Origin of the sequence: Thermosyntropha sp. (genome assembly GCF_017656155.1) — a bacterium.
Taxonomy (GTDB): Bacteria; Bacillota; Syntrophomonadia; order Syntrophomonadales; family Syntrophomonadaceae; genus Thermosyntropha.
On the sequence record NZ_JACDOH010000004.1, the window covers coordinates 101,426 to 126,515 of the forward strand.

At 40.4% G+C, this 25,090-nt stretch carries 20 protein-coding genes, 1 other RNA gene and 2 pseudogenes; 6 read left to right on the forward strand and 17 right to left on the reverse strand.

Going from position 1 to position 25,090, the window contains the following annotated elements; genetic code table 11:
* Positions 1-34 precede the first annotated feature (34 nt).
* From guaD to H0Z36_RS05460, 15 genes and pseudogenes are all read right to left on the reverse strand, one after another.
* Complete coding sequence (gene guaD / locus H0Z36_RS05390; protein ID WP_296864227.1) at positions 35-1,321, reverse strand: guanine deaminase; 1,287 nt, start codon at positions 1,319-1,321, stop codon at positions 35-37.
* Between the two features lie 741 nt (positions 1,322-2,062).
* Positions 2,063-2,191: pseudogene (locus H0Z36_RS05395) on the reverse strand (deoxyguanosinetriphosphate triphosphohydrolase); the annotation flags it as partial.
* A 565-nt stretch (positions 2,192-2,756) separates the two neighbouring features.
* Positions 2,757-3,111, reverse strand: a transfer-messenger RNA (tmRNA) gene (gene ssrA / locus H0Z36_RS05400).
* A gap of 84 nt (positions 3,112-3,195) precedes the next feature.
* On the reverse strand, positions 3,196-3,666 hold the full coding sequence (gene smpB, locus H0Z36_RS05405; protein ID WP_296864228.1) for an SsrA-binding protein SmpB: 471 nt from the start codon (positions 3,664-3,666) through the stop codon (positions 3,196-3,198).
* 134 nt (positions 3,667-3,800) lie between these two features.
* Positions 3,801-5,918 carry a ribonuclease R gene (gene rnr / locus H0Z36_RS05410; RefSeq protein WP_296864229.1) on the reverse strand — a complete coding sequence of 706 codons (2,118 nt, stop codon included), beginning with the start codon at positions 5,916-5,918 and terminating at the stop codon, positions 3,801-3,803.
* A 67-nt stretch (positions 5,919-5,985) separates the two neighbouring features.
* Positions 5,986-6,537 carry an HDIG domain-containing metalloprotein gene (locus H0Z36_RS05415; RefSeq protein WP_296864230.1) on the reverse strand — a complete coding sequence of 184 codons (552 nt, stop codon included), beginning with the start codon at positions 6,535-6,537 and terminating at the stop codon, positions 5,986-5,988.
* A 28-nt stretch (positions 6,538-6,565) separates the two neighbouring features.
* Positions 6,566-7,351, reverse strand: coding sequence for an alpha/beta fold hydrolase (locus H0Z36_RS05420; RefSeq protein WP_296864231.1), 786 nt, complete (start codon positions 7,349-7,351; stop codon positions 6,566-6,568).
* A gap of 64 nt (positions 7,352-7,415) precedes the next feature.
* Entirely contained in the window at positions 7,416-9,398 is a 1,983-nt protein-coding gene (locus H0Z36_RS05425) for a sodium-translocating pyrophosphatase (RefSeq protein ID WP_296864232.1), read from the reverse strand.
* A gap of 37 nt (positions 9,399-9,435) precedes the next feature.
* Entirely contained in the window at positions 9,436-9,660 is a 225-nt protein-coding gene (secG, locus tag H0Z36_RS05430) for a preprotein translocase subunit SecG (protein WP_296864233.1), read from the reverse strand.
* Between the two features lie 88 nt (positions 9,661-9,748).
* A complete protein-coding gene (gene eno, locus H0Z36_RS05435; protein WP_296864234.1) occupies positions 9,749-11,035 on the reverse strand; it encodes a phosphopyruvate hydratase in 1,287 nt (428 codons plus the stop codon).
* A gap of 25 nt (positions 11,036-11,060) precedes the next feature.
* A complete protein-coding gene (gene gpmI, locus H0Z36_RS05440) occupies positions 11,061-12,608 on the reverse strand; it encodes a 2,3-bisphosphoglycerate-independent phosphoglycerate mutase (RefSeq protein ID WP_296864235.1) in 1,548 nt (515 codons plus the stop codon).
* Positions 12,601-13,374: a triose-phosphate isomerase gene (gene tpiA, locus H0Z36_RS05445; protein ID WP_296864236.1), complete on the reverse strand. Its 774-nt coding sequence runs from the start codon at positions 13,372-13,374 to the stop codon at positions 12,601-12,603. The genes gpmI and tpiA overlap by 8 nt, the downstream gene beginning before the upstream one ends.
* Before the next feature lie 82 nt (positions 13,375-13,456).
* The gene (locus H0Z36_RS05450) at positions 13,457-14,659 is read right to left on the reverse strand and encodes a phosphoglycerate kinase (RefSeq protein ID WP_296864237.1); all 1,203 of its coding nucleotides are present in this window, start codon (positions 14,657-14,659) and stop codon (positions 13,457-13,459) included.
* Between the two features lie 36 nt (positions 14,660-14,695).
* The gene (gap, locus tag H0Z36_RS05455) at positions 14,696-15,700 is read right to left on the reverse strand and encodes a type I glyceraldehyde-3-phosphate dehydrogenase (RefSeq protein ID WP_296864384.1); all 1,005 of its coding nucleotides are present in this window, start codon (positions 15,698-15,700) and stop codon (positions 14,696-14,698) included.
* A 14-nt stretch (positions 15,701-15,714) separates the two neighbouring features.
* Positions 15,715-16,740, reverse strand: coding sequence for a sugar-binding domain-containing protein (locus H0Z36_RS05460; protein WP_296864238.1), 1,026 nt, complete (start codon positions 16,738-16,740; stop codon positions 15,715-15,717).
* 485 nt (positions 16,741-17,225) lie between these two features.
* On the opposite strand from H0Z36_RS05460, the gene H0Z36_RS05465 reads away from it, so the two are divergent.
* Positions 17,226-17,606 carry a rhodanese-like domain-containing protein gene (locus tag H0Z36_RS05465; protein ID WP_296864239.1) on the forward strand — a complete coding sequence of 127 codons (381 nt, stop codon included), beginning with the start codon at positions 17,226-17,228 and terminating at the stop codon, positions 17,604-17,606.
* Positions 17,607-17,614: 8 nt separating this feature from the next.
* Here the strand turns inward: H0Z36_RS05465 and H0Z36_RS05470 are convergent, their stop codons facing one another.
* Positions 17,615-19,285: a stalk domain-containing protein gene (locus H0Z36_RS05470; protein WP_296864240.1), complete on the reverse strand. Its 1,671-nt coding sequence runs from the start codon at positions 19,283-19,285 to the stop codon at positions 17,615-17,617.
* A 369-nt stretch (positions 19,286-19,654) separates the two neighbouring features.
* A complete protein-coding gene (locus H0Z36_RS05475) occupies positions 19,655-20,131 on the reverse strand; it encodes a VTT domain-containing protein (protein WP_366508870.1) in 477 nt (158 codons plus the stop codon).
* 8 nt (positions 20,132-20,139) lie between these two features.
* Here H0Z36_RS05475 and H0Z36_RS05480 point away from each other — a divergent pair.
* From H0Z36_RS05480 to H0Z36_RS05500, 5 genes and pseudogenes are all read left to right on the forward strand, one after another.
* Positions 20,140-20,457, forward strand: a pseudogene (locus H0Z36_RS05480) (4Fe-4S dicluster domain-containing protein); the annotation flags it as partial.
* Positions 20,458-20,542: 85 nt separating this feature from the next.
* Positions 20,543-20,977, forward strand: coding sequence for a CDP-alcohol phosphatidyltransferase family protein (locus H0Z36_RS05485; protein WP_366508871.1), 435 nt, complete (start codon positions 20,543-20,545; stop codon positions 20,975-20,977).
* A gap of 153 nt (positions 20,978-21,130) precedes the next feature.
* Positions 21,131-21,838: an ABC transporter ATP-binding protein gene (locus tag H0Z36_RS05490; protein ID WP_296864242.1), complete on the forward strand. Its 708-nt coding sequence runs from the start codon at positions 21,131-21,133 to the stop codon at positions 21,836-21,838.
* Positions 21,828-23,507 carry a hypothetical protein gene (locus H0Z36_RS05495; protein ID WP_296864243.1) on the forward strand — a complete coding sequence of 560 codons (1,680 nt, stop codon included), beginning with the start codon at positions 21,828-21,830 and terminating at the stop codon, positions 23,505-23,507. Before H0Z36_RS05490 ends, H0Z36_RS05495 begins: the two co-directional genes overlap by 11 nt.
* Complete coding sequence (locus tag H0Z36_RS05500) at positions 23,494-24,819, forward strand: ABC transporter permease (RefSeq protein WP_296864244.1); 1,326 nt, start codon at positions 23,494-23,496, stop codon at positions 24,817-24,819. The genes H0Z36_RS05495 and H0Z36_RS05500 overlap by 14 nt, the downstream gene beginning before the upstream one ends.
* Positions 24,820-25,090: the final 271 nt, after the last annotated feature.

A 25,090-nucleotide genomic window follows, 5' to 3' on the forward strand; every position in this document is an offset into this window, starting at 1 on the left:
CGAAAATAGGGGCGAAATTCGCCCCTATTTTAAATTAAAACTGTGGTTCTTCAATTTTCTTGCCTGATACATATCTATCTGCAATATTTCTGTCATCTCCAATATATATAAATCTCTGCAACCTTTCTTCAATAGTTCGCGGATTAACATCTGCAAGCGAACTGTCATCAATTACAAGCGCATCAAATTCATATCCTTCTTCAAAACTTCCTACTTTGCCAAAGAAGCTTCCGCCACCTTTAGTTGCCAGATAGAAAAGCTCTGGCGTCGACAGTGGATCCCCATTTTCACTGTTTTCGACCCATTTTAATTTGGAAACCTGGGCTGCTGCTACTATAACACTCGGAATTGATACATCATGTCCTCCTGATATATCACTGGCCAGGCCTACCGGAACCCCGGCCTCTACCAGTTTTCTTATCGGAGATATGCCGCTTGACAAGTTATTGTTGGAATGTGGTGAATGAGCAACATATACCTTATTTTTGGCCATTAATTCTATTTCTTCATCATTTAAATAGATGCAGTGCGCCATAACTGTCGGCTGCTGCCCAAACAATCCGAACAGATCATATACACTGGCATAGTTGGGACATTCCGGATGAAGTTCCTTAACCCAGGCTACTTCTGATCTGTTCTCCGAAAGATGGGACTGAATCGGAACGTCGTACTTTTTGGCAAGTTGCGATAAACCTTTCATAAGTTCAGGAGAACAGGTCGGAACAAACCTGGGAGTAATTATAGGCTTAACCTTTTCATATCTGTCAACAGTTTCTTTCAGAAATTCTTCAGTATCACTCAAAGAATCCTCGGTAGTTTCGATTAATATATCGGGGGAATTCCTGTCCATATTAACTTTGCCCACATAGGCAGAAAGCCCGGCTTTATCTAAAAGATCCATCAACTTGATAGTTGCATCTTTATGAATGGTGGCAAATAAAACTGAACGTGTAGTTCCCAGTTTCCAGAGTTCCTTGACTACTTTCTTATATGCCTTTTCCGCATACTCTAAATCCTTATATTTGGATTCTTCCGGGAAAGTGTAGGTTTCCAGCCAGGGCAAAAGCTCTTTATCAAGTCCCAGTCCCCGGTTTACAAACTGAGGGGCATGGAAATGCAGATCAACAAAACCTGGAATTATCATTTTATCACCATAATCCATAACTTCCAGGTTTTGATATTCTGCTGGCAATGTTTGATAAGTCCCCTTTACCCGGCCTCCTTCAACAACAATGTATCCGTTTTCAATTATTTCGTACTTTCCAAATTCAGGAGTAAAAACTATATGTCCCTTATAAACCTTTACATCCACTGCCGACATTCAACCATCTCCTTCATTTTTTTAATAATCGCTTGAGCAGGCTCAGCAAGACCCATTCCAAACTTAAATTTAACTATAAGTATAAACTGGCTCAATTTTTTGTAGATTATCGTCGAAAATTTTTCCTGTCAAAATTCCCTTATGCCAATTCCCCCTTATATTTTTTTCTTATCAGATAAAAAAGGGCAGGTATTACCATCAATACCCACCCAAGTATGTACTTTTTATTATTTTGTATGCCGCAAGCCAGCTATATAAATTTAAAAATCGAAACCTTAAAATTTTGCGCAAAATCTTCACGCCAAACTATTAATAAAACCGACTCTTCCACATCTCACCTGCTGCTCTCGATAAAATACTTTCTCCTCTGTTCTTCCATCACACTATTTTTAATTATATCACAATTATCCTTCAAAGTCTTTTACCTTATTCAGCCAGATTACATATCTATTTAGCTCCTTAAAATATTCGGAGAAAAGCTATTTAATATGAATGCTCATATAGAATCGTTCTACGCAATTTTAGAGGACGAATGCTAGAGTCAAAATGAATTTGAGAGCTTTATGGATGCTCACCAGGTTATAACAGAATATATGGAATTTTATAAACAGAGCCAAGACATGGAAGTATAAATTTTATGACTCCAAATGGATTTTACGAAGTATTTATGAGTAATTCTGTAAAACTTGAATCTTTTAGTGCATAATCTCCGGACTTAGGGGATCAATCCGCTACCAGGTTAACATGTTCAATACGAGTGCAAATATGATCGTTTCTTGTAGCAAAGAAAACTTGCGTCTTATGCTTTAGTCGTCTGTAGGCCGTGCTATGAAGGATTCTGTTGTAGTCTCTGTAAAATTCAGTTCGTATATCATCGCTCCGTTGGTATATTTCCATTTCACGACTAATACACTTTTCCCATTTAGAATTGCCTGGAACAGTCGCCACTGAACTAAACTTACCTTTTTCCATCACATATTCCCCTCCTGAAGCAAGCATGTGAAATCATTCCCTGGCTCGTTCACGCATTCACTATATAAGCCCGGGTTATACCTAATTTAAATCACATAATTCGTCAATGATTTTTAATAATTTCAAAATTTTCAGCCCTTAAAATTGGCAATCTGCTCATCAAGCATCCTTCCAGTTTTCCTTATCCGTTATTATAAAAAAAGAAATCCCCCCTAGCACCATAATATAACCTTATTTAACTTTTAAAACTTTTCGTTCTGCAGAAACATGCATTTTCCCTTTTTATAGAATTATAAATAAACTTATGATTATATAGCAATGCTTAAAAAATAAATCAATGAAACACCTACAATCAAACTGCAGACCTGACTTATTTATAATCAAATGATAAAATCCAGAAAAAGTAAAAAAGCCCTGCAAACCAGGACTTTCATATCTATTGTATAAATAAATATTTATCATTTGGTGGAGGCGGGGGGAGTCGAACCCCCGTCCGAAGGAAAGACCAGCAGAGTCTCTCCGAGCGCAGTCCGTGTTTTTTAATTCGCTCCCGAAACGCCCACGGACAGGCTTTTCAAGAGCTATCCCCGATTAAATTCCCTTTTAACCCCTCAGGGCCGAGGGTTAAAAGGTACTCCCGCTACGTGACGCCCTGAGCTGACCCGCGGGTGAAGTCAGCCGGACGAGCTGCCTAATTAGGCAGCTAAAGCGTAATTTTCTTCTGCAGTTATTTTTAATTTCACCTTTTTAACGAGCTGGCGAACAACTCGGCTCGCTACTCTACCCATCTTTTCCCCCGTCGAAACCATTACGCCCCCTTATAGTTTGAAAATAATCTTTAGCTGACATCTATATTATAACATTAAAAGGCATACTTTTATCAGCCATATATTGTAACTATCTCAATATCTGCCTTTATCCTTTAAAGCCCTTTCAATATCCCGCTTAGCATCACGGGCAGCTATATCTGCCCGCTTATCATACAGTTTTTTACCTACTGCAACCGCCAATTCTACCTTGGCCTTTCCGTTTTTAAAATATATCTTTAAAGGAATCAGAGTATATCCTTTTTCTTTGGTAAGCCCGATCAACCTATTAATCTCACTTTTATGCAAAAGCAGTTTCTTAGGACGCAAAGGGTCGTGATTAAAGCGGTTGCCTTTTTCATAAGGGCTTATGTGAAAGTTGTTAATCCATACTTCCCCGTTCTTTACAGTAGCATAGGCATCCTTCAGATTGCCTTTTCCCATGCGCAAAGACTTAACCTCGGTTCCTACCAGAACCAGCCCTGCTTCCATAGTTTCTTTTATATGATAATCATGTCTGGCTTTGCGGTTATCTATAACCTGTTTTATCCCTTTATCTTTAGACATAAGTCCACCTCGAAAAATAAACCCTCGCCTTCATCCGTTCTTAAGGCCAGGGATTACTGCTCATTCTATTTCATTTTTAATTATACTTAAAATTCCTGATTAGTCAAGAATATATGTTCTGTAATCTTATCTGATTAATCCTCAACCAGTTCAAAATCAATCTTGCCATCATCTACATCAACCTTTACCAGCTGAACCCTGACTTCATCCCCAATGGCAAATTTTCTTCCTGTATGGACACCTACTAAGATGTAAGAGCGCTCATTAAATTCATAATAATCATCAGCTATGGTCGAAATGTGAACCAATCCTTCCACGGTATTGGAAAGCTCGACGAAAAACCCAAAAGGCTGAACGGAAGAAATCCGCCCGGTAAATTCCTCACCTAAAAACTGCTGCATATACTGGGCTTTCTTTATATCAACCAACTCCCTTTCGGCTTCTTCCGCTTTTATTTCCTGCTGGGTAGACTGTTCTCCGTAAACAGGCATTTTTTTCTCCAAACTAGCCCTTTTTTTGCCCCTTAAGCCGCCTCTTAACAAGAGAGTCAAAACCCGGTGGACGATTAAATCCGGGTATCTTCTTATCGGACTGGTAAAATGGCAATAATATTTGGAAGCCAACCCGAAATGTCCTAAAGGATCCGGCATGTAGCGGGCGTGTTTCATCGAGCGCAGAAGTATCATAGAAAGCAGCCCCTCTTCCGGCTTTCCCTTAATTTCATCCAAGATTTTCTGATAAGTTCTAGGCTCTACTCGGGCATGAGGTGGAATTTTATACCCAAAAACCCCTAAAACCATATTTACTTTAGATAAAGCCTCTTCATCCGGCTTTTCATGCACCCTATACAATATAGGGAGCTCCTGCCAGTACATATGTTCAGCCACCACTTCATTGGCTTTAATCATAAAATCTTCAATAAGCATCTCGGCTGGCCCGTGTTCCCTTCTTTTTATCTCTATGGGTCTGCTGTTTTCATCTACTATGACCTTAGATTCCGGGAAATTAAAATCTAAAGCTCCTCTTTTCATCCTTTCTGCCCGAATTATATCAGCCAATTCCTTCATAAGAAGAAAATCTTCCACTAAATAAGCATATTTTTCTTTAGTCTCCTTATCATCTTCCACCAGTATTTTATTAACATCGGTATAAGTCATGCGTTCATTGACATTAATAACTGACTTACAAATATCATAAGATATTACCCGCCCCCTGTCATCTATATCCATGAGACAGCTTATCGCCAGGCGGTCTTTACCGGCATTAAGGCTGCAGATATCATTGGAAAGCTCCGGAGGAAGCATTGGCAAAACCTTGTCAATAAGATAAACGCTGGTTCCCCTGAGGAAAGCTTCTTTATCCAATTTGCTTCCTTCCCGCACATAATGGGAAACATCCGCAATATGCACCCCTAAACGATAACCTTTGTCAGTCCTTTCTATTGAAACCGCATCATCCAGATCCTTGGCGTCTTCCCCATCAATTGTTACCATGCGCAAATCCCGCAAATCTCTTCTTCGGGCGACTTCTTCCCGTGACACCGGTTTTGCTACTTCCTTTGCCTCTTTTATTACTTCAGGAGGAAATTCAGCCCTCAGGTTGTGTTTTTTTATAATAACCTGCAAATCAAGTCCCGCTTCCCCTTTGCGCCCTAAGACCTCTATTATTTTTCCCTCAGGGTATCTATCTTTGTCGGGAAAAGCAGTTATGCTCACCAAAACTTTATCTCCATTGCTCGCCTTCATCTTGCGGGAAGGCTTAACATAAATCGGGTAAATCTGGCGCGAGTCGTCCGGAATCACCTGCAGAGTATGCTTGCCCTTTTTCACCGTTCCTACCAGTTCCTTATTGGCACGGTTTATTACCCTTATCACTTCGCCTTCCGGCCTCTGCCCACCAACTTTTCCCCTGCTGTGAACCCTAACCATAACTTTATCATTGTGCATAGCCCCATTTAAATTTCGCCCATAGACAAATATTTCCGGCCATTCCGGATCATCCGGAACTAAAATTCCGTATCCCCACTGGCTTAAGCGGATTATCCCTTTAACCAGGTTCATCATTTCCGGAAGTCCGTATTTGTTTTTGCGCGTTTTTACAATTTCTCCTTCTTTTTCTAACCTGCCTAAAATCTTTTTGAATTTTTCTTCTTCCTCCTCACCAATCTCAAAAACCTCTAAAAGCTCTCGGTAACTAAGCGGTCTGTAGCTCGCCTGTTTTATATAATCGAGAATCGCTTCACGTGAAATCATAAAATCCCCCTTGACCTGCCTTAAGGTTTCTTTAATATATTAATTCCCCTTAAAAACAGGTTTTACTCTATAAACCCAGTTCATCTGCTATTTTTTGCATGCTCTTTAAAGCAATATCCAAAAATTCATCCAGCTCAAGGCCAAATTCCATGCAGCTTGCTATCTGCTCGCGGCTAGCCCCTTTAGCAAACGCCTTTTCTTTAAACCTCTTTTTAAGTGATTTAAGGTCTACAGCTGACAACTTCTTTTCCGGCTTTATAAGAGCTGCGGCAGTTATAAAGCCACTTACCGGATCAGCAGCCCATAAAGCTTTATCTATAAGGCTTTTCCTTTCTAAATCATGATACTCATTATGGGCTTTAACAGCGTATACTATATCCTCAGGAAATCCGTAGTCCTCCAATATCTGAGCCCCTAAAATTGAATGAAGCTTAGGGTCATTGGCAGTGCTGTCATAATCAATGTCGTGTAAAAGGCCGGCCAAGCCGAATTTATCTACATCTTCGCCCAACCGTTCAGCCAACCCCCTCATAACTGCTTCAACTGCTAAGGAGTGTTTTATGAGATTTTCATTTTTAAGATAAGTTTTTAAAAGCTCTAATGCCTTTTCTCTTTCCATATCCATCTCCTCCATCAAATAATGAATTTCATTTTAAGGAAGTTCCTTCTATAAAAGTCAACATCTCACGGGCAACTGTTTCAGGTTCTTCCATGGTTGATATATGTCCGGAATGTAAAAGCTCAATAGTCTTAACTTCAGTATTTTTTACCTTTTCCCTCATAAAATCCAGACTTTGGACTGCCACCGTGTCATCATTTACTGACTGCATAGCTAGAAGCGGAACTTTAAGAGCCGATATTTCATGTCTAACAGAATTTCTCAATTCCTGCATACTTGAAAAAGCTTTAAGGGGATAACAATCATAGGCAAACCTTCCCAGCTTTTTAAGCCACAATGTTTCCTCATCAAAGTCTTTTGGAAAATACGGTCTTATAAACTTTAAAAATGGCACTAAAAAGGTTTTCAAGGGATGACGACAACATACCGGGGCATTTACAGTTATTACCCCTTTTATACCATCTAAATGAAGGGCAGCATATAACGCCAAAAGTCCCCCCATTGAAAGCCCGGCAACATAAACATCAGAGTAATTCTCCCTTAAATGCAGAATTTCTCCCTCTGCCGCCTTGAACCAATCATGCCAGGTAGTTTGATTCAAAAGAGCAGAATTAGACCCATGTCCGGGGAGTAAAATCCCGCTTACCGTCAGCCCTCCCCTTTGCTGTAAAATCCGGGCGGTTGGTAATACTTCAGAAGGAGAAGCCGTAAAGCCGTGCAAAAAAAGCAGGGCTTTTTCCCCTTCCCCTTTAAGAAAAAAAGGTTCTGCCTCCGGATAAATATATATCAAAACTCTCCACCCCAAAAACTTCATATACCAAAAGCAGGTAGAATCTCTTTCTACCTGCTCTCAGCTACGATATACAGCTAAGCCGTTCTTACAACAAAGGTGCGATCAAAACCAGTGAAACAATTGCCATCAGTTTTAAGAGTATGTTGAGAGAAGGTCCAGCCGTATCTTTACATGGATCACCTACGGTATCTCCCACTACTCCGGCAGCATGAGCTTCACTGCCTTTTCCGCCGTAATTACCGCTTTCAATATATTTTTTCGCATTATCCCAGGCACCTCCGGCATTAGCAAGGAAAATAGCCAGGCAAACTCCGGACGCAATAGAACCTGCAAGCATACCGGCCAAAGCTTCCCCTCCTAAAGCAAATCCTACTATAATCGGAGCAATTATTGCCAGAACACCTGGAAAAATCATTTCTCTAATTGCTGCCTGTGTGCTTATGTCAACACAGCGGGCATAATCAGCTTTAGCCGTTCCTTCCATAAGACCGGCGATTTCTTTAAACTGTCTCCGAACCTCTTCTACCATCTTAGAAGCAGCCCTTCCAACTGCTCCCATAGCTAAAGCACAGAAGAAGAAAGGAAGCATAGCGCCTATCAAAAGCCCAATTACAACAAAAGGATCTAAAAGATTAATAAAATCAATTTCTGCCACATTGGCAAAAGAAACCAGGAGGGCCAATGCGGTAAGCGCCGCCGAACCTATGGCAAAACCTTTACCGATAGCAGCTGTTGTATTACCTACTGAATCAAGTTTATCGGTGGTTTTTCGAACATTTTCTGGCAGCTCCGACATCTGGGCAATACCGCCCGCATTATCCGCAATAGGACCATATGCATCAACAGCAACTACCATTCCGGTTGTAGCCAGCATTCCTACTGCAGCTAAAGCAATTCCATATATTCCTCCTGTCATATATCCCAGGAAAATAGCTACCACAATGATCAAAATTGGAAGCATGGTAGAGCGCATTCCCACACCTAAACCGGAAATAATAGTGGTAGCTGGTCCGGTAACACAGGATGCCGCTATACCCTGAACCGGCTTATATTCATCAGAGGTATAATATTCGGTAACAAAACCTATGATCGTCCCTGCAGCCAAACCAGCAACTAAAGCCCAGAATACATTGAACATATCAGAAGGCAAAATATATCTTACTGCAAAGAAAGCTCCTATAACTAAAAGCACAGCTGAACTTATAGTTCCTGCATTCAAGGCTTTAAGCGGGTTGGAATTTTCGTCGGTTTTTACAAAGAAAGTACCGATTATAGAAGCTACTACTCCGATAAAAGCTATAACCAAAGGAAGTACTACCGGACCTAATCCTAAATCAGGAGACTTATTTACCATAACTATACCCAAAGTCATAGCCGCAATTATTGAACCAACATAAGATTCAAAAAGGTCAGCTCCCATTCCTGCAACATCACCGACATTATCCCCTACATTATCAGCAATTGTAGCCGGGTTGCGCGGGTCATCTTCAGGAATCCCAGCTTCAACCTTTCCTACCAGGTCAGCCCCTACATCAGCCGCTTTAGTGTATATACCTCCACCTACACGACCGAAAAGGGCTATCGAGCTTCCACCTAAAGCAAAACCGTTTACAATGGTAGGATCTTTAAAAATCAGGTAGAGAATCCCCAAACCTAACAAACCGAGTCCTGAAACTGACATTCCCATTACTGCTCCGCCGGAAAAGGCTATTCCTAAAGCAGCATTCTGTGAAGTTCTTGCCGCACTGGCAGTCCGCACATTAGCCCTGGTAGCTATGGACATGCCTATGTAACCGGCTGAAGCAGAACAAGTAGCTCCCACCAAGAAACATACTGCTGTTTTCCAATCTATAAAAATTAAAAGCACTATAAAAATTATAGCTACAAATATTGCCAAAGCCTTATACTGCCTGGAAAGAAAAGCCATAGCTCCTTCATGAATATAATTTGAAATCTCTACCATTCTTTCTGTTCCCGGATCAGCTTTTTTTATCTTGGATGCTAAATAAATCGCAAACAAAAGAGCCAAGGCTCCTCCTGCAGGAGCAAAAACGGCTAAATTACTCATAATAAGCCACAACTCCTTACACATTTATTTTGTTTTATTAAATAAGGGCTAAAGCTAAAGTGGTGATTATAAAAACTGCAGCAACCCAGCCGGTTATCTTTTCTAAAAACTCATTTACCCCCTTGGCTTTGCTACCAAAAAGGGCTTCACTTCCCCCGGCTATGCTGCCGGACAAACCTGCACTTTTCCCGGGCTGCAGTAGAACTACAGCAATAAGAGCTAATGCAGATATTATCTGCAGAATCAAAACGAATGTTTTCATTATCCTTTCACCTCCATCCCAAGCCAGTCCTGAGCCAAAGCTTATTTTAACACAGGTATACAATATCCAACAAGCCTTTTAACGTTAACTATTTGTTCAAATTATAAAAACTTTTTATCCCGGAGTATTCAGCTGCCAAATCTAAATCTTCTTCAATCCTCAAAAGCTGGTTGTATTTGGCCACTCGATCGGTGCGGGCTGGCGCACCTGTTTTTATCTGTCCGGCATTAGTAGCAACAGCAATGTCGGCAATAGTTGAATCTTCTGTTTCTCCTGAGCGGTGAGAAATAACACAGGTATATCCTGCCCTTTTCGCCATTTCAATAGTCTTAAGAGTCTCGGTTAAAGTTCCAATCTGGTTTACCTTTATAAGAATGCTATTGCAAATGCCTTCCTTAATTCCGCGGGATAATCTTTCAGTATTAGTTACAAAAAGGTCATCTCCTACCAGCTGGACTCTTTTCCCTAACCTGTTTGTAAGCTCTTTCCATCCGATCCAATCATCTTCGGAAAGACCATCTTCAATTGATATAATGGGGAATTTATTAACCAGCTTTTCATAAAAGTCTATCATTTCTCCCGCAGTTAAAACCTGTCCTGTACTGCTTAAATGATATTTGCTATCTTTAAAAAGTTCACTGGCTGCCACATCAACTGCCAGATATATATCTTCTCCGGGCTTATAACCGGCCGCAGCAATCGCTTCCATAATCACTTCCAAAGCTGCTTCGTTGGAAGGCAAATCCGGTGCAAATCCGCCTTCATCTCCTATTGATGTAGCCAGTTTTTTGTCCTTTAAAACCTTCTTCAAAGCATGATAAACTTCTACTCCCATCCGCAGAGCTTCAGCAAAGTTTTCGGCTCCGGTAGGAACAATCATAAATTCCTGAATATCCACATTGTTATCCGCATGTTTGCCTCCATTGAGGATATTCATCATAGGAACCGGCAGTTCATAAGCATTAACCCCGCCTATATATTGATATAAAGGTAAGCCTAAATAGTTGGCTCCTGCTCTGGCGGCAGCTAAAGATACCCCCAGTATAGCATTAGCCCCTAGCCTTGACTTGTTGGAAGTGCCATCTAAGTCGATTAAAACTGCATCAATTTCTGCCTGCCTGGTTATATCCATGCCTATAATCTCAGGAGCAATGATACTGTTTACATTCTCAACCGCATTTAATACACCCTTGCCGTTATAACGGCTCTTATCTCCATCTCTCAATTCTACTGCCTCATAAGCTCCGGTAGAAGCCCCTGAAGGAACAATAGCCCGTCCCATGCTGCCGTCTTCTAAAACTACTTCAACTTCTACCGTTGGATTTCCTCGGGAATCTAAAACTTCCCGTGCATAAACATCAACAATTGTGCTCATAATCTATCATACTCTCCTTTCCAAATTATTTATCCTGCTCTAAAAGAGAAGTCCCTGTCATCTCTTCCGGTTTCTTTATTCCTAAAAGCTCCAGCATAGTCGGTGCTATATCTTTTAAAGCACCCTCTTCACGCAAATTATATCCTATATAGTCATCATCCACCAGTATAAAAGGCACTTTTTCGCAGGTATGAGCAGTAAAAGGCTGCCCGGTTTCCGGACACACCATCATTTCACAATTGCCATGGTCGGCCGTTATGATAACAGTCCCGCCTTTTTCCTTTACTTTTTCTACCACCCTGCCCAAACATTCATCTACTACCTGGACTGCCTTGATTGCTGCTTCTAAAACCCCGGTATGTCCTACCATATCCGGATTAGCGTAGTTTAATATTATTACATCATAGGCATCCTTATCTATTTCCTTAAGCACCCGATCAGTAACTTCATATGCGCTCATTTCCGGCTTTAAATTGTAGGTCGCCACTTTCGGTGAAGGGATAAGAATTCTGTCTTCTCCTAAATTAGGCTCTTCTACCCCACCATTAAAAAAGAAAGTTACATGGGCATATTTTTCGGTTTCTGCAATTCTTAACTGCTTTAAACCTTCTTTAGACAAAACTTCACCTAAAGTGTTTCTTAAATCCTGGGGAGGAAAAGCTACTGGCGCATTTATAGTTATGTCATACTGGGTCATGCAGACAAAATAAACTTCAGGCTTCTTAACCCTTTCAAAACCCGTAAAATCCTCATCCGTAAACGCCCTGGTAATCTGACGGGCCCGATCAGCCCTGAAGTTGAAAAATATTATGCTATCTCCATTATCTACCAGACCAACCGGCTTACCGCTTTCTCCTATTATCACTGCAGGCTCCATAAATTCATCGGTAACCCGATTTTCATAGCTGTTTTGTAAGGCTGCATAGGCATTGGGAGCCTTAACCCCTTCTCCTAAAACCATAGCATTGTAGGCCTTTTCCACCCTTTCCCAGCGTTTATCCCGATCCATGCCGTAAAATCTTCCGCCTATGGTAGCAATTTGGCCTACTCCCATAGCTTGCATCTTCTTCTCCAACTTATCTATGTATTTTCCGGCTGTTTTAGGTCCTACATCCCTTCCATCCAAAAAGGCATGAATATAAACCTTGTTAAGCCCATGCATCTTAGCCAACCTTAAAAGGGCAAAAAGATGCTCTATATGACTGTGCACACCTCCATCGGATAAAAGCCCCATTAAATGGAGTTTTCCATCATTAGCTTTTACATATTCAATTGCTTTCAAAAACTCGGAATTAGAAAAGAAAGATTCGTCTTCAATCGCATTGCTTATCCGGGTTATTTCCTGATAAACTACCCTTCCTGCTCCCATATTAAGATGCCCGACTTCCGAATTTCCCATCTGTCCATGAGGAAGTCCCACATCTTTACCGGAACAGCGCAAAAGGGTATGAGGATACTTATCCCAGAGAGCATAAAAATTAACAGGATCAGCCAGATAGACGGCATTTGCCTCCTTATCCGTCCTGCACCCCCAGCCGTCCAAAATCATTAGTAAAAAAGGCTTTTTACGCATAACAACTCAACCTCACTATTTCTGCAAAAGAATCAGGATCAAGGCTAGCTCCTCCTACCAAAGCACCATCAACATCAGGCTGGCCTGTAAATCCTGTTATATTTTCAGGTTTAACACTTCCACCGTATAATATACGCATCTCTAATACCTTCTCTTCCGGGAAAATGCCTTTCAAGATCTGACGGATAAAAAAGCTCATCTTCTGAGCATCATCAGGACTGGCATTAACGCCTGTCCCAATTGCCCATACCGGTTCATAGGCAATTACAATCTCCCCGTCATATTCCAACTCCCTTAATCCTTCAAGAAGCTGCCTCTTAACTACTTCTTCAGCCTGTCCTTTCTTTCTTTCTTCTAAAGTTTCCCCCACACATAAAATAGGGATAAGTTTATTTCTTAAAGCCGCTTTAACCTTGCGATTTATCATCTCATCCGTTTCCCCAAAAATGTGCCTTCTTTCCGAATGTCCGATAATAACCATTTCACATCCTGCATCAAGGAGCATAGCCGGAGACACTTCTCCCGTATAAGCCCCCTTCTCCTCCCAAAATAAATTCTGGGCTCCCAATTTTACCTTTGAAGAGCCTAAAGCACCTTTAACTGCCGTAAGCAGAGTAAAAGGAGGACATATGGCTATATCTGCCCTGTCACATTCTTCTATTTCGGGCAAAAAACGCCTGCAGAATGCCTGTGCTTCAGAGATATTTTTATGCATTTTCCAGTTCGCAACTAAAAGTTTCCTTCTTATAGCCAACACCTCTTTCATATCTATATTTTTATCAGCCCTTAAAAAAGTATAAAAAATATTACTGAGAAAAAGAAGATTTTCTCAGTAATATTTGCCTTAACTAAACTGTATACAATTCAGAACTGTCTTCTCTTTCGCATACTGCTACCCCTGGAAGCTCAATCCCTTCCAAAAACTCAAGGGTTGCCCCCCCACCAGTAGATATATGGGTAATAGCGTCAGATAAACCCAACTTCTGGACGGCGGCTGCTGAATCTCCTCCTCCGATAACACTAACCGCATCAGATTCAGCAACAGCTTTAGCCACCCCATAGGTTCCCTGGGCAAACTGTTCATATTCATAAACTCCAAGCGGCCCATTCCATACAATAGTATGTGCTTTTTTAATTACCTGGCTAAAAAGCTCAATCGTTTTGGGACCTATATCTAAAATCATCATATCATCAGGTATTTCATCTACACTTACCACTTTCCCTTCAGCTTTGGCAGACAATTCTTCAGCAACTACCGCGTCGACCGGAAGCAGAAGCTCTACACCTTTTTCGGAGGATTCCTTCAATATTCTTTTAGCTTCAGGGACAAGTTCATCTTCACACAATGATTTTCCTATATTTTTCCCTTGAGCCTTTAAGAAAGTATTGGCCATACCACCGCCAATAAGTATTATATCCAGCTTTTCCATAAGATTATTAACAAGTCCTAATTTATCTGCAACTTTAGCTCCGCCTAAAATAGCCATACGCGGACTCCGGGGGGAATCTAAAACCATCCTTAACATTCTAACTTCCTTTTCCATCAAAAAACCGGCATAAGCTGGAATAAACTGTGCTATTCCGGCTGTAGAAGCATGGGCTCGGTGGGCAGTGCCAAAAGCATCATTTACATAAACATCGCCCAACATGGCTAATTCTTTGGCAAAAGCGGGATCGTTTTTTTCTTCCTCCTTGTGGAATCGCACATTTTCCAGAACTAAAATTTCACCGGTTTTAAGTTCTTCAGCCATAGCTCTGACTTCCTCCCCAATGCAGTCGGAAGCCATTTTTACCGGTGCTGACACTAATTCGCCCAAACGTTCTGCCACCTTGGCAAGGCTGTATTTACTGTTCCGCTTTCCCTTAGGTCTTCCCAGGTGGCTCATCAGAATTAAACTGGCATCCTGAGCGATAATATACTCAATGGTAGGCAAAGCTGCTCTGATCTTAGTATCGTCAATGATTTCGCCATCCTCGTTCATGGGCACATTAAAGTCTACCCTGAGCAAAACCCTTTTCCCCCTGATATCCGCCTCATGCAAAACCCTCACAACTTACACCTCCATAATTTTTAAAAACAAATACCCTTAAAGTCCCTTCCGTGCTATATATGAAACTACATCGATTACCCGAACCGAATAGCCCCATTCATTATCATACCAGGCTATAACCTTAGCCATATTATTCCCCATAGTCATGGTTAAAAGGCCATCAACTATGGCAGAATTCGATTCACCACGGTAATCGGTAGATACCAGCGGTTCTTCGGTATATTTTAATATTCCTTTAAGATAAGTTTCACTCGCTTCCTTAAACGCTGCATTAATCTCTTCTTTGCTGGCATTTTTCTCCAATTCAACTGTCAAATCAACCATTGACACTGTAGGGGTGGGAACCCTGACGGCCATACCGTCCAACTTTCCTTTAAGCTCAGGAAGAACCAGACCTACCGCCGAAGCTGCCCCGGTTGTAGTAGGAATCATAGAAAGCCCGGCTGCTCTGGCCCTTCTTAAATCTTTATGCTCTAAATCTAAAACCCGCTGATCATTGGTATAAGCATGGATCGTATTCATAAGCCCCTTTTTTATGCCAAATTTTTTAAGAAGAACCTTGGCTACCGGAGCAAGGCAGTTGGTGGTGCAGGAAGCATTGGAAATTATATTGTGCTCAGGCTTATATTCCTCATGATTTACTCCCATAACCATGGTCAAATCAACATCTTTGCCAGGTGCAGTTATAACTACCTTAGAAGCCCCTGCCTTTATATGTTTAGCCGCATCTTTGCCTTTTCTAAACACCCCGGTGCTTTCGACAACTACCTGGACCCCCAAATCCTTCCAGGGTAGTTTTTCCGGATCCTTTTCAGATAAATATCTGATCTTCCTTCCGTCAATCATCAAAAATTCTTCATCACAGTCTACCTGCCCCTTATAAACTCCATGTACCGAATCATATTTAAACAAATGCGCGCCTGCTTTTATATCTCCCAGGTCATTTACTGCCACAATTTCTATGTCTTCGCGGTCTAAAGCTGCGCGGGTTGATAAGCGCCCAATACGCCCAAATCCATTAATAGCAACCTTGACTGCCAACTCAACCATCCTTTCTAATTATTTTTGCCTGCTATCCTCTTAGCAGCACCTTCATCAGTTATCAAAACCTTTTGATAACCATGCTTAAGCACCGCCTCAATGGCTTTTGCTTTATTTTGCCCTCCAGCCACCGCAATAACCTTTTTAATATTGTTAAAGTCATCAAGTTCCAAACCTATCCCCGGAACTTCATGAACTATATTACCGTTATAATCAAAATAAAATCTCAGAGCTTCCCCCACTGCACCTTTTTTCTCCAAATCTTGCACTTCTTCCGATGTCAGCCCTCGGCGGGCAGCCATTTCCATGGCTGCCCCTATGCCGTGAATCAATATATCGCATCTTTTTATAGTCTTTACCACATCACTTATATGTGAATCCCTTTTTAAAACCTCAGCCGTATTTTCCTCAAGATTATCTGGGATATGAAGAAGCCGGTACTGAGCACCTAATGTTTTAGCAATCTTAGCGGCAATTGCACCTGCCTGCAGTTCCATCTCTTCTCCCAACCCTCCGCGGGCAGGAACCACCAGAACATCTGGCCAGGTAGCATCTGCACTTACTGCCTCTGCCATTTCAGCCAAAGTAGTTCCTCCGGTAACCGCCAGAACACATCCTGGAAAAAGCACCTTCTGCAAATAGCGGGCTGCAACCCTTCCTAAATCCTTTTTGGCTACATAGTCAACAAAAGAATCGCCGGGGACAATAATTACTTCCTCCAAACCAAACATAAGCTTTAAACGCCTGGAAAGATCCTGGGTACTGAAAAGAAAAGGCATCACTTCATCTATTTCCCGTAAAAGCTCTTCTCCATACGGAGTAAGGATAATTCCTGCCGGCAAGATAGAGACTGCTCCCCTGGCTTTTAAAATATCTATCTCCCGCCTTACCAGCCTTTCGGTATAGTCGAGGTCTCTGGCAATCTGTCTTCTCCCGATTGGTCCTTTGTGCATTATCTGACGCAAAATCTGATACCTTATTTCCAGCATCTCTTTAGCTTCCGGAACCAACCTTTCCAGAACGGTAAAAATCCTTTCCATAACAGCAAGAACCTCGTTAATATATTTATATTACTTTTGGGACAAAAATGTCCCATAGGGTTAAATTAGTCCCACTATTCATAAAAAATTTAACATTTTGCTTTATGTTGCTTAATTATTATATCACATTTGCTAAAAATGATGAACATTAAATTACCAGCTGATATTTTATTTACTTTATAAATTAAATAAAAAGCTTTCCTTATTTTCTAAAAACCATAAAACGCCCCTGATTACCATTAACTAGTTTTATGCTTCTATAATTTTTATATATAATATTGATTAGTTTATGTTATTTAATGCAAAATATAAATAGTTTTTAATAATCTCTGAAAAATTAAAAAAGAGGAGGAAAGGACAATGTTCAGAAAGAAAAAACAATTCCTTTTCTAATCTTAATCATCTTATTTTTACCCTTAACCTCCGGCTGTAAAGAGAAGTATCAGGAACCTGCCAAGACTGCTGCCCAGGCTCGAATTATTTCTATGGAAAATTTAAAGAAAAATCTGGATAACCCTGACTATGTGATAGTTGACCTGCGTCCTGACGAAGCATATAACGGCTGGAAAATTGACGAAATAAGCCGAGGCGGACATATCAAAAATGCAGTTCAGTTTCCCGCAGCCTGGCTTAACAAGGTCAGAGACAACGAAATTGTCAACCTGCTCGAAGAAAAAGGAATAAAGAAAGATAAGAATGTAGTCCTTTATCACAGCAAAAAAGAAGCCATCGATAAAATGGCCCAAAAACTTTTAAGCCTGGGCTATGATAAGGTCTATAAATTTGAAGGTAAATTGGGGACGGTTCTCGATTTAAAATCTATTTCGATTCGTAATACTTTTTTTATTCGAGAACCGTCCAAGTGAACAGTTATCTACCAATCCAAAATGACCGACCGGGTATCTTTGTGCCAATCAACTGTAAATCCAAAGTTCTCAGCAATAAATCTTACCGGAACATAAGTCCTGTTATCAATTATAACCGGTGCCACGTCCATAACCTCTACTTCGTCACCCATCTGGTATTCTCGCGAACCAATTATTAAAAGCATATCCTCACTCTCACCATATTTATCTTTCAAAATAACTTTATCAGGCGGCTGCCAAGCAATTTCACAATCTAATACATCAGCCAAAGCCCGAAGAGGTAGCAAGGTTCTGCCTTCTCTGATGATCGGCTTAGCATCCGGGAAATCAACTTCCTCCCCATAAACAAAAACCCTTATGTTGCCATTATTCTCAATCCCTTCTAAGAAAGGATATACCGCACCCGATTCCGCAGGGGAGACTTTAATTCTATTGTCAATAACCAAAGAATTCTCTTCATTTAAATTCGGGATAACTATAGTGGCGTTATCGGTGAAATCCATATCCAAATCCATTTTTACATTGCCGCCAATAATGTTATCATCAATATCCATATCGCCCTTAACAGTCAATTCAGCCTGAATTTCCTTATCATTCATTTTTTCATCTTCAACCATATTCAAATCTATGGTTATATCCGGAGAATCCAGTTTGAAATCCAGATTAGCATATCCTTTAAGAGCACCTGCAGTTAATTCTGCCTTTGACTCACCCTTCAGCACATAACTGATTTCCTCAAACTTTCCTGATAAATCTATATCTGCTACAACTTCGGTGCGTGAGGTTTTAATCTGGAATTTATTAATAGATATAGGCTTTTCATCGTTTAATTGGGCCATGAAATCCTGCACATCCGATATGCTAACCGAATCGATTGCATTAACAATCTCAAACTTCATCTGTTCTTTTAATAATTCGTATTCCTCATCGCTAACATCTTCAGGTTTTTCCATGAGAGCCAGGAAAGCGTCGACCAATTTTTCACTATTTTCTTTTAAATTATTGAGTAAAACAGCCGAAGAAAAAACTGACATATCCAGGTCTAAAACCGCATATTTGCCAGAATATCTGAAACATGATGCAGGAATAACATTTATCAGTTCTTTTATAAAAGTCTTCATCTCTTCGTCTTTATCCGATATCAGTTTATCCTGCTGTTCCAGCACTTCGTCCAGTTCTTCCAATTCTTTCGTATTAACATCTTCCTGAAAAACTATATAGGACGGAAGTTCGTTAAATTCATCAAGTTCGCCTAAAGCATCTATTCCCATTTTCCTGAAAGCCTCTACTGCTTCCCTGGTTACTATAACCCCATCCTCGGTAACATAAACCTTTCCTTTCAAATCATACGAAGCTATATCACCATCAAATTTCAGACTTGCCTTTTTTTCCTTTAAGTTAAATGCAAGATCAACATTGGCCTCGCCATCAACATTACTTACTGTAGTTACATCAGCAAGTTCGACACTCCCATCTGTAAGTTTCGCCCTGACACTCATATTTACAGTATTATTGATAAGGTTTTTCAGTAATGAATTTTGCATCTTCAGGGAATGATCCAGCAGATAAATATAGTTTCGGGTAAATTCCTCTTTTGCCCTGTCATCAGCCCAAGCTGCACCAGGTATGGATAAAAGCGTAAGACAAAAACATAAAACAAAAGCAATAATTCTTCGCAAATCAATAACCTCCCCATAAATTTTAACAATAAAAAACATTACATAAAATCAACAATCCTGTATCAATATTTTCCACCCTCCCTTTTCTAAGTCTATCAGCAAATATCGACCATCTTGTATACAATAAATCTCAAAAACAAAAATACTCTAACCATAAAAATCGACATTCGCAATATTGCAAAACAAAGCTGCCGGTTAAAAATACCAAATATTCTGATCACTTTACAGTTTGATAATAAAATTACAATAATATATTTGTCAATCAAATAAAATACTACTCATCTTGTTTCCTATTCAACAAAAATTTATTTCATGTAAGAAAAACACTTAAAAAATCCATATGGGTTAAATAATAAAATAATACGAAAATCAGGCAACAGTTTGCCTATCGTTCCAGATCCTGCGCCCCATGAATACAAGCGCACTCAATGCAAAAAGAAGGAGCAAACCAAAAACAAAATTCCTTGCACTTCCTGCCAGCATATCCCCTACATAAGAGTAAATCAAAGTAGCCGGAAGCTGTCCTAACCCTGTAGCCCATAAAAATTCCCAGAACCCCATACCAGTAAGTCCAGCCGCATAGCTTACAATATCAAACGACATAAAAGGTAAAAGCCTGGCAACAAGAACTGCCCATTTTCCATACCTCTCAAAAAAATATGTCAACCTCAGCCAATGCCTTATTGGTAGTAAATTTTTCAACCACCCCCCGCCCATACCAGTGGGCAATCCCAAAACACAATGCTGCCCCACCATGGCACTTGCCCAGGAAAGAATAGCTCCTTTAATCCAGCCGAAAAGGCCGGCATTGGCAAAGGTAATTAAAAAGATCGGAATCAGAAAAATGCACTAACTGCGGGGCATGTACCAAAAACTGCCCTCTTTATACCTATACTAACCTTATGCCCGGAGAGCTGCTTGCTAAAATTTCTTTTGACGGCAAAATAGATTTAAACATTCCTTACAACTGCACTTTATGCGGCCACTGCGAAAAGGTTTACCCACAAAAAGTTAAACTTAAAGAGCTTATGCAGGGACTTCGCCGATATGCGGCAGAGGCAAAAGGGAAAATACCAGAAACCATAAACTACAGACCGGTTAAATCTCATCAGCTGAAGCGGGTGCCGATAAACGACGCCCGGGATCGGTCCTATTTGCCTTGGTCGCTTTAATAACTTTGATGATTATGGACATTTTCCTCAGAAACTATTGCGGGAATTTAAAAATTCCCTTGTTTAAAAACCTGAGTTTTTCAAAATCCGGCAATTTGCTCATAGGCTTTCCGGATTTTGTGACACATTGGACGGGGCAATGGCGCACAAGCTGGGCAGACCTACTGCCTGGGGCACCCTTCTTGACATAACATTTGATCGCCTGGTAGAAATCGGAATTATTTTAAGCACAGCCGTTTTACATCCCGAAGCCTCTTTCTGGCTGTTAATCCTCATGAGCTCTATACTTATTTCCATGACTGTATTTCTCACCGTAGGTGCCCTAGCCGAAAAAAAAGGCATCAAATCCTTTTATTATCAGGCCGGGATTATGGAACGAACCGAAGGCTTTATATTTTTTTCCCTCATGCTCTTGCTTCCTAACTATTTAAAAGGAATAGCCCTAACCTTTGCCGTATTAATCTTCATAACTGCTTTACAGCACATATCAGAAGGTAAAAAAATTTTAAAACAGGTGTAAGGAAATTAAAAATAGAACGTATTTTAACCTAGGACAATCTTGAACCCCAAAATTATTTCACCTTCGAAGTAATTTTAAAACAGTAAAATTTGTAATTTAATCCGTCACTGTCCCGAATTTTTGAAAAAGGAGGGATAATCTATCAAAAATGCAGTGGAAATAACTAATCTGCGCAAGGTTTATAGGGTTGGAAAAGAAAAAATCATAGCCTTAAACAATATCAATCTGGTTATTCCCCCGGAAGAAATAACCTGTATATTAGGAACATCAGGTTCAGGCAAATCTACTCTCCTCAATATGATGGCAGGTTTAGAAAAGCCTACCCGCGGCAGTATAAAAATATACGGCCTTCCGGTGGAAAAAATGAACGAGAAGCAGCTGGCCTTATTCCGCCAGAAATATATAGGTTTTATTTTCCAGTCCTATAATCTGTTGCCTTCACTTACCGCTCTGGAAAATGTCGCCTTACCTCTGACTTTTCGCGGGGTTCCCCGTCAAAAACGGGAAAAAATGGCTATGGCAATGCTTAAAGCAGTAGGTCTGGCTAAACATGCGAGGCACAAACCATCGGAAATGAGCGGTGGTCAACAACAAAGAGTGGGAATTGCCCGTGCCTTTGTGATCAAACCTAAAGTAATATTTGCCGATGAACCTACGGGCAACTTAGATTCCAAAACTACCCGGGAAGTTATGGAGATTATGGTTAATATAACCCGCGAAAATCACAGTAACCTGATACTGGTTACTCACGATTCCAGTGTGGCCTCTTATGCCGACCGCATAGTCCATATATTAGATGGTAATATCGAAAAAATTGAAGAAAACATACATAAAAAGGAGGATTTTCCTCATGCATATTAAAAAACTTATCTCGGCCGGACTTATATTAACTTTTTTAAGCCTTATTCTACCCTTGCCTTTAAAAGCATATGAACTTCCTGATCAGCCCAAGGAAGAGCCGCGCCTTTTTATCGCCAAAGACACCTGGATACCTGAATTCAGTGCCGGGGAAAAAATAAGTTTATCCATCCCAATAGAGAACTTGAGCAGCGCTTCAGCACGGGATGTTACCGTTTCTATAAGCAAAAGCGATGATCTTCCTTTTCAAACTGATAAAATGTCCCTTACTCAGTTTGCCTATTCGGTAAGTGGCAATAGTCGCTCCATTTTCAGCTTCAAGCTGTTTATTCCACCTACGGTCAAACCGGGGACTTATCCCATAAATGTCCACGTCTCTTACCGGAGCGATACTGGAAACAGTGGAAGTGCAAGCGAAACCGTCTATATCAAAATAGTAAACCGCAAAAAAGCACCCTCAGTGAAATTCCTTGGGGTCGATTATGAAAAAGATGCCCTTCCAGCCGGAAAAAGCAGTCTTATCAAGCTTAAACTGCAAAATGACAGCGATTTCCTGATTAAAGACCTGGAATTAAAACTTGAAGGTTTCACCCCCAATGGGATTAACCTTGATAAATGGCCGGAAACCCAGTTTATCAAAACTATAGAGCCCGGTAAAATTAAACTGGTAGAATACAGGCTTATGGTCGACTCAAAAATGGAAAGCGGAACCCAGGCATTAACCTTGAATATGAGCTATAAAGACGAATATGAAGGAACTTATACCGACCAGGCCAAAGTCTATCTTCCGGTAAAAGGGAAAGGAGAAAATGACGACGAACTTACCCCCCGAATAATTCTTGAAAATTATGACTTTCCATATTATATAGAAGCCGGGCAGGAATTTCCCTTGACCCTGTCTTTCTTTAACACCAGTCCTAATAAAGCGGTAAAAAATATAAAAATAACTTTAAATTCGGAAAATCAAGCCTTTATGCCAGTAGGAAGCAGCAATACCATCTATATTTCGGAAATTGGACCAGAACAGCATATTGAAAAAACTTTAACCTTGAAAACCAAATTCGATACAGAATCCAAGATTTATAGTCTTAATCTGAACATTAATTATCAGGACAATAGTGGTGCCAAACTGACTGAAGAAGAAATGATAAGCATTCCGATAGAGCAGGAGACTATCCTCAATATTTCCTCCATAGAACTTCCTCAGGAAATATATGCAGGATCTCCGATAAGCCTTTCCGTAGATTTTTACAATATGGGAAGGTCACTAATCCGCAATCTGTTAGTCAAAATTGAAGGGAATTTCGATGTTCAAGACGGCACCCTTTTTATCGGTAATCTTGAACCCGGAAAAAGCAACTATTATGATGCGACTATTTTTCCACGTGAGGAAGGAGCAACTGAAGGAAAAATAATTTTTACATATGAAGACAATGGAGGACGCAATTATACGGTTGAAAAACCTTTTAAACTCAATGTAATGGCTGCTCCCGAGCCGCCTCCCATGCCTGAACCAGAATTTCCTCCCCAAGAAAAAGGGACATCAAAAAATAAAAAATTGCTTACCGGCGGAGGAATTCTGACACTGATTTTTATCTCAGGGATAGTAATCTATCGCCGGCGCAAAAAAAGAAAAAAGTTAGAGGAAGTTGATATTGATGAAGAATTATGATTTGCTCCTGATGAGCTGGCAAAGTCTTAAAAGGCGCAAGGTTCGCACCATTCTCACAATAATAGGTGTAATAATAGGAACCTGCTCTATCGTAGTCATGCTTTCCCTAGGCATAGCCATGGATCAAAATTTTAAAGAACAGATCGCATCGATGGGAGATCTTACTATTATAAACGTAAATGCTGAACATTATGGCCCCGAACCAAACCCGGCAAACAAAAATCGTCCCAAGCTAGACGACAATGCGGTTGCCACCTTTTCCAAAATAGAAGGCGTTAAAGCGGTAATGCCCCAGAAAAGGGCTTATTACCGTATCGCTGCTGGCAAAATGGTAAGCGATGTGCAGGTTATAGGTGTAAATCCCGAAACCTTAAAAGAATTTGACTTTAAAATCGATAAAGGGCGTCTTTTAACCCCGACCGACAAAGAAGCCTTAATATTCGGCAGCTATGTAAGCCAAAGTTTTTTCAATCCTCGCTTAAAAAACCCTCATATGTATGGTCCAGTAAACGTAAATCTTTTAAGCAGCAAACTGCTTCTCACAGCTGATTTTGGATACGGACAAAGGCAAAGAAGCAACGATGACCCTGATTTCAAACCTCCTCCAGTACACGAAGTAAAAGGAGTAGGGATATTAAAAGAAAGCAATGATGAAAAAGCATACTGTGCATATATCAATATAGCCTATCTGGAAAAAATACTGGCTGAAGATGAGCGGCAAAGCTTGCAAAACCGTGAAAGGAAAAATATTCGTCAAAACCAGAACAAATATGATGTTATAAAAGTAAAATGCCATGATTTTCGGGATGTTCAAAAAGTACAGGAACAGATTAAAGCTATGGGCTATCAGACTTACAGCCTAACTGAAATGATTGAATCCATGAAAAAAGCTTCCCGGGTTATGCAGCTTATATTAGGCGGAATAGGTGCCATAAGCCTTTTAGTAGCTGCTTTAGGCATAACCAATACCATGATAATGAGCATATATGAACGCACTCGGGAAATCGGAGTAATAAAAGTCCTGGGAGCAGAATTAAATGACATTAAAAAGATGTTCCTTTTAGAAGCAGGAATGATTGGATTTATTGGGGGAATTATAGGAGTCCTATTGAGCTATATTATCTCCTTTGTTTTAAATAAAATTGGGGCTGGAATGATGGAAGGCATGGGCAGTTCCAAACTATCTGTAATTCCAGTTTACCTTGCTTTCGGAGCAATAGCCTTTGCCACACTGGTAGGTTTAATCTCCGGCTATTCTCCTGCCCGTCGGGCCATGAATCTCAGCGTTTTAGAAGCAATCCGAACCGAATAGCAAGAGAGTAGTCTGTTCCCTTAATTTGTAAAAATTCACCTTAAACTTATTCTTACTAAAAATTACACTTAATAACACTTTAGTAGGTTACTGAGGGTTTTTGAGATCCTCAGTTTCCTTAAAACAGCAAGTTCTAATTCCTTATCAGCAAAAATCTTTTTAATCTGCCATTTTCCATGGTTAACTTATTTTCTTTAATCTCAGGCTGTCAACAAAGTAAAGGGCAACAGCCTCTTTAGAGTCTAATTAAAAAAAAAGAGGTTCTTTGTCA

Bases quoted from the DNA above. Each gene is read 5' to 3' on its own strand.
- secG (WP_296864233.1), bottom strand. From the start codon at position 9,660: ATGAAAACATTCGTTTTGATTCTGCAGATAATATCTGCATTAGCTCTT.
- H0Z36_RS05495 (WP_296864243.1), top strand. From the start codon at position 21,828: ATGCATATTAAAAAACTTATCTCGGCCGGACTTATATTAACTTTTTTA.
- H0Z36_RS05460 (WP_296864238.1), bottom strand. From the start codon at position 16,740: ATGGAAAGGATTTTTACCGTTCTGGAAAGGTTGGTTCCGGAAGCTAAA.
- H0Z36_RS05420 (WP_296864231.1), bottom strand. From the start codon at position 7,351: ATGAAGTTTTTGGGGTGGAGAGTTTTGATATATATTTATCCGGAGGCA.
- tpiA (WP_296864236.1), bottom strand. From the start codon at position 13,374: ATGAAAGAGGTGTTGGCTATAAGAAGGAAACTTTTAGTTGCGAACTGG.
- rnr (WP_296864229.1), bottom strand. From the start codon at position 5,918: ATGATTTCACGTGAAGCGATTCTCGATTATATAAAACAGGCGAGCTAC.
- guaD (WP_296864227.1), bottom strand. From the start codon at position 1,321: ATGTCGGCAGTGGATGTAAAGGTTTATAAGGGACATATAGTTTTTACT.
- H0Z36_RS05500 (WP_296864244.1), top strand. From the start codon at position 23,494: ATGAAGAATTATGATTTGCTCCTGATGAGCTGGCAAAGTCTTAAAAGG.
- H0Z36_RS05425 (WP_296864232.1), bottom strand. From the start codon at position 9,398: ATGAGTAATTTAGCCGTTTTTGCTCCTGCAGGAGGAGCCTTGGCTCTT.
- eno (WP_296864234.1), bottom strand. From the start codon at position 11,035: ATGAGCACAATTGTTGATGTTTATGCACGGGAAGTTTTAGATTCCCGA.
- H0Z36_RS05465 (WP_296864239.1), top strand. From the start codon at position 17,226: ATGGAAAATTTAAAGAAAAATCTGGATAACCCTGACTATGTGATAGTT.
- H0Z36_RS05415 (WP_296864230.1), bottom strand. From the start codon at position 6,537: ATGGAAAGAGAAAAGGCATTAGAGCTTTTAAAAACTTATCTTAAAAAT.
- gpmI (WP_296864235.1), bottom strand. From the start codon at position 12,608: ATGCGTAAAAAGCCTTTTTTACTAATGATTTTGGACGGCTGGGGGTGC.
- smpB (WP_296864228.1), bottom strand. From the start codon at position 3,666: ATGTCTAAAGATAAAGGGATAAAACAGGTTATAGATAACCGCAAAGCC.